Below are 14,181 nucleotides of genomic sequence, written 5' to 3'. Positions count from 1 at the left end.
TCTCTAGTAGGAAGCCATTCCCGCGGGCCGGGCAGACTATGCGCATGGACCTCTACCTCTTCGGCGCCGGCGCCTCTGCGGCCGAGGGCGCTCCGGCCACCCGGGACCTCTTCGCCATGGCCTACCGCGACCTGGGCCCGCCCTTCGACGAGCAGGTCCAGGCGGTTTGGGACTTCCTGGCCGCGGTCTTCGGGCGGCAGGTGGACGGGCCGGCCGCCTTCGACCACCTGCCGCCGCTGGACCAGGTGATCAGCCTGGTGGACTGGTCGCTGCATGCGGACCAGGGGCTCGGACCGGCCTACGACCCGCCCCGGCTCTACCGGGTCCGCCAGGCGCTGGAGCACCTGGTCTGCAGCGTGCTGGACGCCGCGCAGGACCGGCGGCCGGGGGACGGCCCGTACGCGCGCTTCGCCCGCGCCCTCGCGGGGAGGCCGCCGGGCAGCTACGTGCTGCTCTCGCTCAACTACGACACGCTGCTGGACGACGCCCTCCGGGTGGCGGGGCTCACCCCCGACTACGGCCTGGGCCCCGCGGACGGGAGCGGGCCGCTGCTCCTCAAGCTGCACGGGTCCCTGAACTGGGCCCACTGCCCGGCCTGCGACCACATCGCGGTCGTGCGCGAGCAGGTGGCGCACCTCCTGCCGCGCCCCGCCGGCCTCAGCTGCAGCCGCTGCGGCAGCAGGCGCCTGGCGGGGGTGGTCATCTCGCCCACCTGGCTGAAGCGCAGCCTGCCCGCACCGCTCAGCCGCGTCTTCGCGCAGGCGCTGGAGGCGGTCCGCCGGGCCGAGCGCATCGTCTTCATCGGCTACTCGCTGCCGCCCGCGGACCTGGCGGTGCAGCACCTCCTGCTGCGCGGCCTGCTCACCCGAAAGGGCGCGGCGCCGCCCAGGATCGAGGTGATCACCCGCCGGCCGTCGGAGGCGACCATCGACCGCTTCCGCCGGCTCTTCGGCCCCGGGGTCGCCTTCGACTGCACCGGGTTCCGGGGTCAGAGCTGAGTGCGCAAACCCCGCTGCCTGTTCCTCCAAAGCAACGGGGAAATGTAAAAGAGTCTCTGGTATACTGTACACGGTGACTTGCGCGGACCCGCCGGCCGGAGCCGGTTCGAAAATGGCGTGAGAGGGCCGCGTAACCTTTTTGCATCCGCGCCGTTATTTCTACTGGAATGATTTCCGGAAGGTGCGGTGCCGATTGGAGGGACCGCCTACGCATCGCACGGAGGAGTGCCGTGAGTACGTCGACGAGCAACGGCTGGTGGAGCGGGCGAAGGACGATCCCGGCGCCTTCGGCGAACTGTACGATCTCCACTTCGACCGCATCTACGCGTACATCTACCGGAAGACCGGCGACCGGCAGGCCGCGGAGGATCTGACCGCCGACACCTTCATGAAGGCGCTTATGAACATCCGGGGCTACCGGTACACCGGACAGCCGTTTGCGGCATGGCTTTACCGAATTGCGTCCAATGTGGTGATCGATTACTACCGGGTTCGCCGACCAACGGCGCCGCTGGAAGAGGGCTTCCCCATCGCCACCACGGGCAACACGCCGGAGGAGGCCGCCCTGGCCCTGGATGACCAGCAGGCGATCGCCCGGGCGGTGCGGTCGCTGTCACCGGATCAGCAGGACGTGGTCCTGATGCGCTTCGCCGGCGACATGAAGCTGAAGGACATCGCGGCGGCGCTGGGCAAGACCGAGGGAGCGGTGAAGGCGCTGCTCTTCCGGGCGCTGGGGGCGCTGCGCAGCAAGCTGAGCGAGAGCGGGGTGCGAGGATGAGCCGCTATGCAGACATCACCGAACTGATCGCTGAACAGGCAGCCGACCGCGCCGAGCGCCTTGCGCTGGAGGCGACGGCCCGCCGGCTCGCGCGCGGCCTGGAGCGCCCCGTGCCCTACCGGCCCGAGTTCAGGGAGGCGCTGCGGCGCGACCTGCTGCTCGCCGCCCGCAAGCAGCAGCGGTCCTGGTACCGGCGCCCGGCCTTCATGGGGTCCGGCATCGCCGTGGCGGCGGCAGTCGCCGCGCTCGCGCTGGGGCTCAGCCTGTGGCAGCCGCCCGCCGGCATCCAGCAGCCCGGCACCGGCCTGGTGGCCGAGCCTCAGCCCGCGCCCCCGGCCGGGGATCCGGCTTCCACGGGCGTGCAGCCCTCCGAGAACGGCCCGCCGACGTCGTACCTGGTGTCGCTGCCCGCGGACCTGCCGGCCGTCACGCTGGCCGATGAACGGGGCGCGGCCGTCACGGCCGCGCTGGAGGCGCCCGTGGCCAGCGCCCCGGCGGGCGGTCTGCAGCTCATGCGGCTGACGGCCCGCCCCGGCGAGGCGGAGTTCCGGGCGATGGCCGGCCGGCTGGGGTTCCGCGGCGAGAGCCGCCGCACGGAGCAGGGCTGGGCCATCTCCGAGGGCGAGCGGACGCTGACGATGACGACCGACGGCACCGTGCAGTACGCCGACGCGACCCCTGCCCGGGCGGCCGGACCGCGGGTGGAGGCGCAGGCGGCGGGACAGGCTGCCCGGCGTTTCCTGGACCAGGCGCTGCTGCCGGTTCACAGCCAGCCCGACATCACGGCCGGAGCCGACGGCTACACGGTGGTGTACACCGAGCGCGTCGAGGGCAGGCCGGTCGTCAACGCCCGCACGGAGATCGGCGTCAGCTTCAGCGGCACGGTCGTGCGCGCGAAGGCCTACGTCGCGTCGGGCGTAACCACCCACGCCACTTACACCGACTATATTAGTGAGCAGGAGGCCCTGGCCCTGGCGGAGAAGCGTGGGGGCAGCTTCCAACGGGCGGACCTCGTCTGGGTGCGCAGCGTCGGTGAGGAGACGGTCTACCTGCAGCCGGTGTGGCGGCTGTTCGGAACGGATGCAGAGGGAGCCCCCGTGGCACGCTACGTGCCCGCCCTGAAACGTTGACGTCACTGCAAGTGTCCGAGGCAGGCGCCGGAGGCGGCCCTGCCTTGGTTTTATGTTGACCCTCTCCGCCATTTTCTGTCATACTATTAATATACTGCGCCATTCTGACTGAGGAGGGATTGCCATAGACCAAGCAGCAATGTTCATGGTTGCACTCATCCTGGGTGTAGCACTCGTAATCGGGGTGGTGGCCTCACAGCTGGCCGACCGCATCGGTGTGCCCGCGCTGGTGCTCTTCATCGGGGCGGGTATGATCCTGGGCAGCGATATCTCCGGATGGATCTACTTCGACAACGCAGAGGCGGCGCAGTTGATCGGTACCATTGCACTGGTGGAGATCCTCTTCCAGGGCGGTCTCGAGACCGAGTGGAAGCACGTGCGCAAGGTCATCGTCCCCTCCTCAATCCTTGCCACGGTCGGGGTGCTCCTCACCAGCGGGCTGACAGGGCTGATCGCCTGGTGGGTGCTGGACATCCACTGGACCATGGCCCTCCTGATCGGCGCCATCGTCGGGTCCACAGACGCCGCGGCCACCTTCGCCGTCATTGGCACGTCCGACCTCAGGGCCCGCCTGAAGTACACGCTGGAGGCCGAGTCGGGCCTGAACGACCCGATGGCGATCTTCCTCACGACCATCATGATCATGTGGATCACCCAGGGGCCGCCGACCACCCTGTGGGCCGTCGGCTTCCTGGTATGGCAGATGGGGCTGGGCGTCGTCGGGGGCCTGGTGGCCGGTTGGATCATGAAGAAGCTGTTGCCGCGCATCCGCTTCCAGGCGGCCGGCCTGTACCCGATCCTCCTCACCGGCGTGGCGTTCACGGTCTTCGCGCTGGTGTCGCTGGCCAACGGCAGCGGCTACCTGGCCGTCTACATCCTGGGCATCTACCTGGCCACGCTGGAGATCCCCTACCGCCAGTCGGTCTTCCGCTTCCACGACGGCATGGCCTGGCTCGCCCAGATCGTGATGTTCACCGTGCTCGGCCTGCTCGTGTTCCCGTCGCAGATGGGCCCGATTGCGGTGCCGGCCCTGGCCATCGCGGCGGGGCAGATCCTCGTCGCCCGGCCCCTGGCCGTCTGGCTCTGCACCCTGGGGCAGCGCTTCACGCTGCGGGAGTTCGTGGTGCTCGCCTGGTCGGGTCTGCGCGGTGCGGTGCCCGTTATCCTGGGCACCTATCCGATGGTGGCCGGGGTGCCCAACAGCGGGATGATCTTCCACGTGGTCTTCTTCGTCGTGCTGGTCTCGGCCACGCTGCAGGGATCGACGATCTCCTGGCTGGCGGACAAGCTCGGCCAGCTGTTGAGGGGCGAGCCGCCTCGCCCGGTGCGCCTCGAGCTGATGACGATGGAGCGGCTGAACGCCGACATGCTGGAGGTGGAGCTGAACGAGTCCTCCCGCGCCACCGGGATGCGGCTCGCGGAGCTGGCCCTGCCCGAGCTGTGCACCGTGAGCGCCATCTACCGGGACGGCCGCGTGGTGGCCCCGCGGGGTCACACCAAGCTGCTGGCGGGCGACGTCCTCTTCGTGCTGGCGCCCAAGGACCACAGCGCCCGGGTGGAGGAACTGATCGTCGGGGAAACCTGATGAGGCAGGAAACAGCCGGGTGAAGGCGAATGACATTAAGGTTTGACCAGCCGACCCCGAGAGGCTGAGGGCCGGCGCAGGAACCCAACAGCGCAGGAGCCGCGTTCACAGGAGGTAGACAAAGCGACATGTCCGAAGCACGTACCGTGATCATCAACGTCAGCGCCCGTCACGTACACCTCAGCCCGGCGCACGTCGAGGCGCTCTTCGGCCCCGGGTACCAGCTCACCGTGAAGAAGGAACTGATGCAGCCCGGCCAGTTCGCCGCCGAGGAGACCGTGGCGGTCATCGGGCCCAAGGGCTCCTTCCCGAAGGTCCGGGTGCTCGGCCCGGCCCGCGGCGCCTCGCAGGTCGAGATCTCCGCCACCGACGCCCGCACCCTGGGGATTCCCGCCGTCGTGCGCCTGAGCGGCAACATCGCCGGGACGCCGGGGGTCATCCTCGAGGGTCCCAAGGGCCGCGTGGAGCTGACCGAGGGCGTGATCGTGGCCGCCCGCCACATCCACATGACGCCCGCCGACGCCGCCAAGTACGGCGTCACCGACCGCCAGGTGGTCCGGGTGAAGACCAACGGCGGCCGCCCGCTCACCTTCGACGACGTGATCGTCCGGGTGCGGGACGACATGGCCCTCGAGATGCACATCGACACCGACGAGGCCAACGCCGCCGGCATCAAGGACGGCGACATCGGCGAGATCCTGCTGTAACCGCACGGAACCTTCCGGCCGGGGGAGCGCTCCCCCGGCCGGTTTTTTCGCGCGCACCGCGGCCTATACTCTCCTGGGGCGGTGCCGCACATGGACTTGCGCGCGTAACAATGGGATGGAATCCAAATTGAATAAGGTCGCGCCAATGGTTAGGAGGATTTTCGCGCCCCGGCGCGAAATAAAACCAAACATGACCATTGCAGGCGTTGCCATTGCACGTAAGCCCCGACCGCGGCGGTCGGAGGATGACTGGAGGCCAGACGCATGTACGCCAACCGCATCTACAATGCCGATGCCCGGGACATGAGCTTCATCCCCGACGGGGTGGTGGACCTGGTGGTGACCTCACCCCCCTACAACGTGGGGATCAAGTACGCCACCCACGACGACAGCCTCTCCATGGACGAGTACCTCGCCATGCTGGAGGCTGTCTGGCGCGAGTGCTACCGGGTCATGGCGCCCGGCGGCCGCATCGCCATCAACGTCGCCGGGGTCGACAGGAAGCCCTACCTGCCGCTGCACGCGTACATCACGCTGCAGATGAACCGGCTGGGCTTCAACATGCGGGGCGAGATCATCTGGAACAAGGGCGCCTCCGTGGGCGTGTCCACGGCCTGGGGCTCCTGGTGCAGCCCGTCCAACCCCACCCTGCGCGACCTGCACGAGTACATCCTGGTCTTCTCCAAGGGCGACTGGCGCATGGGCCACCGGGGCGAGACAGACCTGGTCCCCGAGGAGTTCGTCACCTACACCAAGTCGGTCTGGGAGTTCCCTACCGTCTCGGCCAGGAAGGTGGGCCACCCTGCGCCCTTCCCCCTGGAGTTGCCGAGCCGGCTGATCAAGCTATACACTTATAAGGGTGACCTGGTGCTGGATCCGTTCAACGGCAGCGGCACCACGTGCCAGGCGGCCGCACTGCTGGGCCGGCGCTGGATCGGCGTCGATCTGGACCCGGGGTACTGCCAGCTGGCGGAAAGGAACATGCGCGCGCTGCTGGAAGGCGCCGCTGACCACGGGGCCAGGAGGGCCACGGGCGCGGCGGGCGCCTAGCCGCAGAAGGGGTGGAGCTGATGGCAGGCCGACCGGTCTCATTCCTGCGCACCGCGCTGCTGGAGCTGGTGCAAGGCCCGTGGCGGCAGCTCTGGCTCGTCTCTCCCGCCCTGCATCTCGAGGCCCTGCGCCCCCTGCTTCCCCACCTGGAGCGGGAGGGGGGCGAGGTGATGGTGCTGACCGACCTGTCGCACCAGGCCATCGGCGAGGGGCGGGTCGAGCTCGCCGCCCTCAAGCGCCTGAAGCGGCTGCCGGGCTGCGAGGTGCGCTGGCTGACCGACCTCGGCGCCTGCGTCTACGCAGCCGCCGGGGGGAGCGCCGTGCTGGGGAGCGGCCCCCTGACGCCCGAGGGGCTGGAGGGCTCCCGCCAGTACGGGGTGGTGCTGGACGATTCCGGCCCGGTGCTGGCGGACGTCCTGGCGTGGTGGGAGTCGGCGCGCCGCCTCTCGCCGCAGGAGTGGCTGGCCCTGGAGGACAGGGTCGCGCTGCGGCGGGACGCCTACCGGGTCGGCGCCGAGCTCTCCCGGCTCGGGGCCTTCGTGCGCGTCAGCGCCCGTGGCACCCGGCGCAGCCGCCGCCTCGACCCCAAGGACTTCGGGGTGCTGGCCATGGGCGGCGTCCGGCTGCGGCCCATGGACGTGACCCTCTGCCGGCTGGACGTGGTCAGCCGGGCCAAGGACGACCTGGACTCGCTCCTGGCCGAGAAGGGGCTGGAGTGGAACGGGCAGTACCTGGTGCCCCGTCGGTTCCTGGAGCAGGAGTGGCCTGCGATCTTCGCCGCCCGGGAGCGACAGCTGGCGGCCCAGCTCGACGACCCGGAGCAGAAGGCGGCCCTGGAGGCGCAGCTGCGCGAGGCCCGCGAGGTGGTGAGCGCCTTCCTCGGCGACCTCTACCCCTTCGTGGACGCGGGCGACATCCCGGCCGACGCCTGGGTCCGGGAGCACTGTGCCCGCCTGGTGCCCGACGACATGGCGCAGGCGATCCGGGCCGAGGCCGGGCTGGAGTACCGGGTGCTGACCATCCTCCCCGAGGACCGGCGCTCCGTCGAGGAGCTGGACCAGCTGCTGCAGCACCCGCGCCTTCGCTCAGTACAGCTGACTTTCCCTGTGTGAGCACTGACCGTGGGTTCGGGCATGCATTCCCGCTCCAGCCTACCCTTCCCAAGTGCGATCCGGCGCCTTTCGGTGTGAGCCGTCCCTGCCATACGGTATCGACCGCCTTGCGGCCCCGCCGCAGGGCGGTTCGTTGCGAATAGGCCGAAGTGCCTGCTTTCGTGCCACAAATCAGGGTGTTACGATGGCTTTGACGAGGCGGATTCTGGAAGGAGGCACGGTGGACACCGATGACGACGACCTACCGCATCGACTCGCACCCGATTCTTCCCACGGCACCGAGGGCTCCCGTGCCCTTCTCCTGGCAGGGCCGGGCGCTCACGGCCGGCGAGGGGGAGACCATCGCCGCAGCCCTGTTCGCCAACGGCATCCGCACCTTCGGCCACCACCACAAGGACGGCTCGCCCCAGGGCATCTTCTGCGCCAACGGGCAGTGCGCCCAATGCCTCGTGCTGGCCGATGGACGGCCGGTGAAAGCCTGCATGGTGCGGGTCAGGCCCGGGATGCGGGTGGAGCCGCTCGACGGCCTGCCGGAGCTTCCCCCTGGGGCATCGCATCCGCCCAGGGCAGGCACCATCCGCGAAGTCGCCGTGCCCGTCCTGATCATCGGCGGTGGACCTGCGGGGCTCTCCGCGGCGGCGGAGCTGGGCAGGCTGGGCATCGAGACCCTGTTGGTGGACGACAAGCACCGGCTGGGTGGCAAGCTGGTCCTGCAGACGCACCGCTTCTTCGGCTCGGTGGAGGCGGTCTGGGCGGGGCGCCGGGGCATCGACATCGCCACGCTCCTGGAGGAGCAGGTGCGCGCCCATCCGTCCGTCTCGGTCTGGCTGAACAGCACGGCGCTGGCGGTCTTCAGCGACGGGAAGGTGGGCGTGCTCCGGGGCGACGAGTACGTGCTGGTCAGGCCCGAAGTCCTGCTGGTGGCCACCGGCGCCCGGGAGAAGAGCCTGGTCTTCCCCGGCAATACCCTGCCTGGCGTCTACGGCGCAGGCGCCTTCCAGACCCTGGTCAACCGCGACCTCATCCGGCCCGCCCGCCGGCTCTTCATCGTGGGCGGCGGTAACGTCGGCCTGATCGCCGGTTACCACGCCCTGCAGGCGGGCATCACCGTCGTCGGCCTGGTGGAGGCCATGGCGGAGTGCGGCGGCTACAAGGTCCACAAGGACAAGCTGGTCCGCATGGGCGTGCCCGTCTACACGCGCCACACCATCGTGCGCGCGAACGGCCGGGACGAGGTGGAGTCGGTCACCGTCGCGGCGGTGGACGAGCAGTTCCGGCCGGTGCCGGGCACGGAGCGGACGTTTGCGTGCGACACGGTGCTGATCGCCGTCGGGCTGGACCCGGTGGACGAACTCTACCGCCGGGCCCGTGCGTTCGGCATGCGGGCCTTCGTGGCGGGGGACGCCGAGGAGATTGCCGAGGCCTCGGCTGCCATCTTCAGCGGCCGGATCGCGGGGCGGGAAGTGGCCCGGGCCCTGGGGCATCCCGTGGACGAGGTGCCGGAGGAGTGGCGGCACATGGCCGGCATCCTCAAGAGCAAGCCTGGCGCCGTGACGCCGGAGTGCCCGCCGCAGGCGGAGGAGGGGGTCTTCCCGGTCTTCCACTGCACGCAGGAGATCCCGTGCAACCCCTGCACCGCCGCCTGCCTTCACGGGCTGATCCGCATCGACCCCGGGGACATCCGCCGGACGCCGCGGTTCACCCCGCGGAACGAGCAGGGCCGGCGATGCGGCGGCTGCGAGCGCTGCGTCGCCCACTGCCCCGGCCTGGCCATCACCCTGGTCGACTTCCGGCGCGACCCCTACTTCCCCACCGTGACCATCCCGTACGAGTTCCTGAAGGACACCATCCGCACCGGCGACATGGTCACCGTGCTGGACACGACCGGCCACGAGCTGGGCGAGGCGGTGGTGCAGGACCTGCGCATCCACGAGTCCAACGACCGGACGCTGCTGGTGCGGGTCCGTGCACCCAAGGCGATCGCCACCCGCATCGCCGGCATCCGGGTCCAGCAGCCAGAGGAAGGGATGCCGGAGGAGCGGTACGTGCCGCGGATGCAGGACGACGCCATCCTCTGCCGCTGCAACCGCGTGAGGGCGGGCGAGGTGCGGGAGTTGGTCCGGCGGGGCTACCGGGACCTGAACCAGATCAAGGCCGTGACCGGCGCCGGCATGGGCGCCTGCGGCGGCAAGACCTGCGGCACGCTGATGCTGCGGCTCCTCCGGGAGGAGGGCGTGGGGCCGGAGGAGGTCACGCCCATGACCCTGCGCCCGCTCTTCGTCGAGGTGGAACTGGCGCGGTTCGCCGGCGCCGTGCGGGAGCAGGCTGGAGGCGCCGGGACGGCGTCGGAGTCCACGGGCGGAAAGGAGGGCCGCAGCGATGCGTAGGCACGTCTACGACGTGATCATCCTCGGGTCCGGCAGCGTGGGCACCCCCGCGGCGATGGCGATGGCGGGCCAGGGGCTGAAGGTGCTGGTGATCGACCCGGCTGCCAGCCCCGGGCAGGGCTCCAACAAGGCGGCCATCGGCGGGATCCGGGCGACGCACTCGGACCCGGCCAAGATCCGCCTCTGCATGCGCAGCCTCGAGATCTTCGCCACCTGGGAGCCGATCCACGGCGAGGACATCGGCTGGCTGCAGGGCGGCTACATGTTCGTCGCCTACACGCCGCGGGAGGAGCGGCTGCTGAAGGACCTGCTGGTCACGCAGAAGTCGTACGGGCTGAACATCGACTGGTACGACCGGGACGACCTGCTGGAGATCGTGCCCGACCTGAACCCCGACGGCCTGATCGGCGGCACCTTCTCGCCGGAGGACGGCTCGGCCTCGCCCCTGCTCAGCATCCACGCCTTCTGGCGGGAGGCGCAGCGTCTCGGTGCGGCGTTCCGCTTCCGGGAGCAGCCGCTTTCGATTCACGTGTCGGGCGGCCGGGTGACGGGCGTCCGCACCGACAAGGGCGAGTACGCGGCTCCTGTGGTCGTCAACGCCGCCGGAGCGTGGGCCCGGCCCGTGGCTCAGATGGCCGGCTGCGACGTGCCGGTGATCCCAGACCTGCATGAGGCGGCCATCACTGAGCCGGTGGCCAGGTTCCTGGGGCCGATGGTGGTGGACATCCGGCCGGCCCCGGGGTCGGCGAACTTCTACTTCTACCAGCAGAAGTCCGGGCAGGTGCTCTTCTGCATCACGCCGGACCCGCCCATCTGGGGGAGCGACCGCAGTGAGACCAGCACCTTCCTGCCGCTGGTGGCACCAAGGCTGCTGGACCTGATGCCCAGGCTCGCCCCCCTGCGGGTGCGGCGCACCTGGCGGGGCATGTACCCGATGACCCCCGACGGCTCGCCCATTGTCGGCTGGGCACCTGAGGTGGAGGGGCTGCTCTACGCCGTGGGAATGTGCGGCCAGGGCTTCATGCTCGGCCCCGGCGTGGGCGAGCTGCTCGCCCGGATGGTGGCCGGCGGGCTGACCCCCGCCGACGAAGCGGTGCTCCGGGCGCTTACGCCGGAGCGGACCTTCGCCGGGCAGGAGGCGCTGAAGTAGGAACGGTTGCGGGCCACGAGCTGGCAGGCGGGCAGCCCGCGGCCCGTCGTCGCCGGTGCCGATGAGCCCGCCGGATCAGGGTGATCCAGCGCCAGGTCTTCGGATTCCGCGCCTGCACGGGCTTCAGCCGGAGATTCCTGCTGGCTGCCGCACTTCCAGTCCCCAAGACACGCCACGAGAACGTGGGGCCACCTTCCCTACAATGGACTGCCGGAAATATGGGGAAAACCTCCCCGCAGTTTTCACGAGATACAGGGAAACTGTCCCCACATTCTTTGCTATGTAAAGTTGGCGCCAGCCAACTCCGGATCGACTCCTGCCACATCCTGTCGAAAAGGCCTCTCCAGCGTCCAGTTGAGCCAATCAGAGGCCCGGATGGGGCCCCCGCCGCGCACGATATGGGGAAATCCTCCCTGCATTTCGTGAAAATTATGGGGAGACGCTCCCCCTATCTTCGGAGCTGCCTCGGCTGATGGCGCGGCCGGTTGGAAGCGCCCCGTAAGGGCGGTTCCGCAGACCACAAAGGGCCGAGTCAGGGCGCTCCCCACGGCGAAGCTGCCGGCTCCGGGCCCTGCGCCGAACCACGGCCCGGGGGTGCTGCGTCTTACGGTCAGCAGGAGCAATAGGGGAGTGAGCGGCTGTGTCGTACGCCTTCGGCCCGTCTGGCGTGCCGGTCAGCGGCCCCGTCCGCATTGACCCCGCATTCGGACCTTCCTTTGGCGACGGCCTGGCCGACCTGATGTTCACCATCGTGCCGATGCTGGTCATCGGCGGCTTCCTGTTCGGCATCGGCTCCCTGATCATCCGCACCGCCCACAACCTGCAGCAGCCGCTGCTGAGCCGCCGGGCCAGGGTCGTCGGGCGGCGTATGCGCGTGAGCAGCAGCGGCACCGACGATCACCATCACACCCACACCTCGTACTACGTCACGTTCGAGTTCGACGACGGCAGCCGGGAGGAGTTCTCCGTGCCGGGGAGCCAGTATGGGATGCTGGCCGAGGGCGACGTCGGCACGCTGCGGTCGCAGGGCACGTGGTTCAAGGGGTTCGACCGGGAGACTTGATCCGGCAGGAGGGAACAGGCCGCGCAAGCGAAGCGCAGGCGCGCGGGAGCGGAGCCCGGGGTGCGTGGGCCTCTCCAGCGGAGGGCGGCGGGGGCTCCTCCGCAGCGACCCGGGGCGGATCAGGGAGGAGCGTGGCGAGGTGACGCGGATCGACCTCAACTGCGATATGGGTGAATCCTTTGGCGCCTACACCATCGGGGCCGACGAGGAGATCATGCCCCTGGTCTCCTCGGCCAACATCGCATGCGGCTTCCACGGCGGCGACCCGCTGGTCATGCGGCGGGCGGTCCGGTTGGCGCGGAAGCACGGGGTGGCCGTCGGCGCGCATCCGGGCTACCGAGACCTGGCCGGGTTCGGCCGGCGGTCGATCGCCTGCAGCCCGGACGAGATCTACGGCGACGTGCTCTACCAGATCGGCGCCCTCGCCGCCTTCTGCAAGACGGAGGGAGTGGCGCTGCGCCACGTGAAGCCCCACGGTGCGCTCTACAACACCGCTGCGGTCGATCCTGCCGTCGCGCGGGCCATCGCCGCCGCCGTCGCGGACTTCGACCGGGGGCTTTTCCTCTTCGCCCCGCCGGGGTCGGCGCTGGAGGAGGCGGGGGCGGCCGCCGGGCTGCGGGTGGTGCGGGAGGCCTTCGCCGACCGCAGGTATGCCGCCGACGGCACGCTGCTGCCGCGGTCCCGGCCGGGATCGGTGCTGCGCGACCCGGGGGAGGCTGCCGCCCAGGCCTGCCAGGTGGCCTGCGCGGGGACCGTGACGGCGGCGACCGGCGAGGAGGTTCCGGTGGCGGCCCGCACGATCTGCGTCCACGGCGACCACGACGGCGCGGTGGAGCGGCTCCGCCGGATCCGCGAGTCGCTGGCCGCCGCGGGCGTGGAGGTGGCCGCGCCGCACCTGGACTGAGCAGCGGGGGATGGCACAGGCGCAGCGGTGGGCGCCACACCTGGACGGCGCAGCGAAGCCGTAACGTAGGTGGAGTGGGCGGCTTTGGTGCGACGTGCCCGGGAAGAACAGTCGGGCTGTGAGCTTCGTCACCTGCGGTGGAGAGACTATGTGGTAAGATTATCTTTCAAACCAGCTCGTTCAAGGAGGATCCATCCATGCGCATTGCCATCCCGCTGGCCGGGGACCAGGTGGCGCCCCATGTCGGCCACTGCCGCACCTATCTGATCGCAGACGTGGAGGACAAGCAGGTCGTACGCTCGGTAGAGGTCGCCAACCCCGGTCACGGGCCCGGCGGTCCGCCCCCGTTCTTCCTGGCCGACCAGGGCGTCGACCTGGTCCTGGCCTGGGGCATTCCGCCGCACGCCCGGGAGCTGTTCCGGAGCAGGGGCGTTGATTACATCCTGGGCTGCAACGGCAAGGCTGCCGACGTGCTGCAGGACTACCTGAACGGCACCCTGAAGCTGACAGACGAGGGGCTGGAGGGCGGCGGCGGCTGCCACTGCCACTAGCCCGCACCGGCAGGAGAACCCACTGGCCGAGGCGAAGGGGAGGGGTAGGACGCAAGGCAGAACCCCCGAGGAGAGTGTCTCGTGACAAAAGCAGAGATGTACTTCGAGTTCCTGAAGGACGAGGGATACGTACCAAGATACGACAACGACGGGGACATCGTCTTCAAGGTCGAGGGGCTGTCCTACATCCTCTTCGCATCGGAGGAGGATCCCGAGTACTTCCGGCTGGTGCTGCCGTTCTTCTGGAAGATCGAGAGTCCTGAGGAGCGCCAGCGGGTGCTGGCGGCGGCGTGCCGCGTGAACGCGGAGATCAAGGTGGTCAAGGTCTACCCGGTGGAGGACAACGTGTGGGCTTCGGTGGAGCTGCTCTTTGACCCCGCCGACGGCTTCAAGCCGGTGTTCAACCGGGCACTTCGGGTGCTCCGCCACGGGGTCGAACACTTCACCGAGCTGATGCGCACGCCGCTTCAGTGAGGGTCGCGTCGAAACACCCACCGCCCGGCCAGGCGGTGGGTCTCGCTTTCGGGATGCTGTGCTGGGCTGTGCCGGGCTCTGCAAGCGTCATGCCGCAGCACCGGCGGGGCGGAGGCATGCCCGGACTGGCGGGGCATGCACGCCTATGGAGAGCATCCCCAGCTGACTGGGCATGCTTGTGTTCACAAGACTTCCCCCGGGATATCGGACCGAGCACGCATCGCGCCGGCAGGCCGGGTTGGCCGATCCGGACGCCGCTCGCCGGCAGACCGGGTTGCCAACCCCGCTCGGC

Annotated in this window: 13 protein-coding genes; all 13 read left to right on the top strand. The window is 69.7% G+C overall.

Annotation, left to right across the window (positions count from 1 at the left end):
* The first annotated feature begins 44 nt into the window (after positions 1-44).
* The 13 genes from J2Z79_RS10110 (at position 45) to J2Z79_RS10050 (ending at position 13,889) form a co-directional block, all read left to right on the top strand.
* On the top strand, positions 45-998 hold the full coding sequence (locus tag J2Z79_RS10110) for an SIR2 family protein (protein WP_209466756.1): 954 nt from the start codon (positions 45-47) through the stop codon (positions 996-998).
* Between the two features lie 193 nt (positions 999-1,191).
* Positions 1,192-1,776 (top strand): sigma-70 family RNA polymerase sigma factor, encoded by a 585-nt coding sequence (locus J2Z79_RS10105; RefSeq protein ID WP_209466755.1) that lies wholly within the window; start codon positions 1,192-1,194, stop codon positions 1,774-1,776.
* A complete protein-coding gene (locus tag J2Z79_RS10100; protein WP_209466754.1) occupies positions 1,773-2,906 on the top strand; it encodes a hypothetical protein in 1,134 nt (377 codons plus the stop codon). The genes J2Z79_RS10105 and J2Z79_RS10100 overlap by 4 nt, the downstream gene beginning before the upstream one ends.
* A 145-nt stretch (positions 2,907-3,051) precedes the next feature.
* On the top strand, positions 3,052-4,491 hold the full coding sequence (locus J2Z79_RS10095) for a potassium/proton antiporter (RefSeq protein ID WP_209466753.1): 1,440 nt from the start codon (positions 3,052-3,054) through the stop codon (positions 4,489-4,491).
* A 128-nt stretch (positions 4,492-4,619) separates the two neighbouring features.
* On the top strand, positions 4,620-5,198 hold the full coding sequence (locus J2Z79_RS10090; RefSeq protein ID WP_209466752.1) for a phosphate propanoyltransferase: 579 nt from the start codon (positions 4,620-4,622) through the stop codon (positions 5,196-5,198).
* 264 nt (positions 5,199-5,462) lie between these two features.
* The gene (locus tag J2Z79_RS10085; RefSeq protein WP_209466751.1) at positions 5,463-6,248 is read left to right on the top strand and encodes a DNA-methyltransferase; all 786 of its coding nucleotides are present in this window, start codon (positions 5,463-5,465) and stop codon (positions 6,246-6,248) included.
* Positions 6,249-6,268: 20 nt separating this feature from the next.
* Positions 6,269-7,360, top strand: a complete 1,092-nt coding sequence (locus J2Z79_RS10080) for a hypothetical protein (RefSeq protein WP_209466750.1) — start codon at positions 6,269-6,271, stop codon at positions 7,358-7,360.
* A gap of 230 nt (positions 7,361-7,590) precedes the next feature.
* Positions 7,591-9,747, top strand: a complete 2,157-nt coding sequence (locus J2Z79_RS10075) for an FAD-dependent oxidoreductase (RefSeq protein WP_209466749.1) — start codon at positions 7,591-7,593, stop codon at positions 9,745-9,747.
* Entirely contained in the window at positions 9,740-10,897 is a 1,158-nt protein-coding gene (locus J2Z79_RS10070; RefSeq protein ID WP_209466748.1) for an NAD(P)/FAD-dependent oxidoreductase, read from the top strand. Before J2Z79_RS10075 ends, J2Z79_RS10070 begins: the two co-directional genes overlap by 8 nt.
* 640 nt (positions 10,898-11,537) lie before the next feature.
* Positions 11,538-11,960 carry a DUF2500 domain-containing protein gene (locus tag J2Z79_RS10065; protein ID WP_342589462.1) on the top strand — a complete coding sequence of 141 codons (423 nt, stop codon included), beginning with the start codon at positions 11,538-11,540 and terminating at the stop codon, positions 11,958-11,960.
* A gap of 139 nt (positions 11,961-12,099) precedes the next feature.
* Positions 12,100-12,864 (top strand): LamB/YcsF family protein, encoded by a 765-nt coding sequence (locus J2Z79_RS10060; RefSeq protein ID WP_209466747.1) that lies wholly within the window; start codon positions 12,100-12,102, stop codon positions 12,862-12,864.
* Between the two features lie 197 nt (positions 12,865-13,061).
* Positions 13,062-13,415 carry a NifB/NifX family molybdenum-iron cluster-binding protein gene (locus tag J2Z79_RS10055; RefSeq protein WP_209466746.1) on the top strand — a complete coding sequence of 118 codons (354 nt, stop codon included), beginning with the start codon at positions 13,062-13,064 and terminating at the stop codon, positions 13,413-13,415.
* Positions 13,416-13,496: 81 nt separating this feature from the next.
* Positions 13,497-13,889, top strand: coding sequence for a T3SS (YopN, CesT) and YbjN peptide-binding chaperone 1 (locus J2Z79_RS10050; RefSeq protein ID WP_209466745.1), 393 nt, complete (start codon positions 13,497-13,499; stop codon positions 13,887-13,889).
* Positions 13,890-14,181: the final 292 nt, after the last annotated feature.

The sequence above is a fragment of the Symbiobacterium terraclitae genome, from assembly GCF_017874315.1.
GTDB lineage: Bacteria > Bacillota > Sulfobacillia > Symbiobacteriales > Symbiobacteriaceae > Symbiobacterium > Symbiobacterium terraclitae.
The sequence above is the reverse complement of the archived record's forward strand: the minus strand, read 5'-3'. Positions and strand labels throughout refer to the sequence as shown.

Bases quoted from the DNA above. Each gene is read 5' to 3' on its own strand.
- J2Z79_RS10110 (WP_209466756.1), top strand. From the start codon at position 45: ATGGACCTCTACCTCTTCGGCGCCGGCGCCTCTGCGGCCGAGGGCGCT.
- J2Z79_RS10085 (WP_209466751.1), top strand. From the start codon at position 5,463: ATGTACGCCAACCGCATCTACAATGCCGATGCCCGGGACATGAGCTTC.
- J2Z79_RS10080 (WP_209466750.1), top strand. From the start codon at position 6,269: ATGGCAGGCCGACCGGTCTCATTCCTGCGCACCGCGCTGCTGGAGCTG.
- J2Z79_RS10100 (WP_209466754.1), top strand. From the start codon at position 1,773: ATGAGCCGCTATGCAGACATCACCGAACTGATCGCTGAACAGGCAGCC.
- J2Z79_RS10070 (WP_209466748.1), top strand. From the start codon at position 9,740: ATGCGTAGGCACGTCTACGACGTGATCATCCTCGGGTCCGGCAGCGTG.
- J2Z79_RS10090 (WP_209466752.1), top strand. From the start codon at position 4,620: ATGTCCGAAGCACGTACCGTGATCATCAACGTCAGCGCCCGTCACGTA.
- J2Z79_RS10075 (WP_209466749.1), top strand. From the start codon at position 7,591: ATGACGACGACCTACCGCATCGACTCGCACCCGATTCTTCCCACGGCA.
- J2Z79_RS10095 (WP_209466753.1), top strand. From the start codon at position 3,052: ATGGTTGCACTCATCCTGGGTGTAGCACTCGTAATCGGGGTGGTGGCC.
- J2Z79_RS10055 (WP_209466746.1), top strand. From the start codon at position 13,062: ATGCGCATTGCCATCCCGCTGGCCGGGGACCAGGTGGCGCCCCATGTC.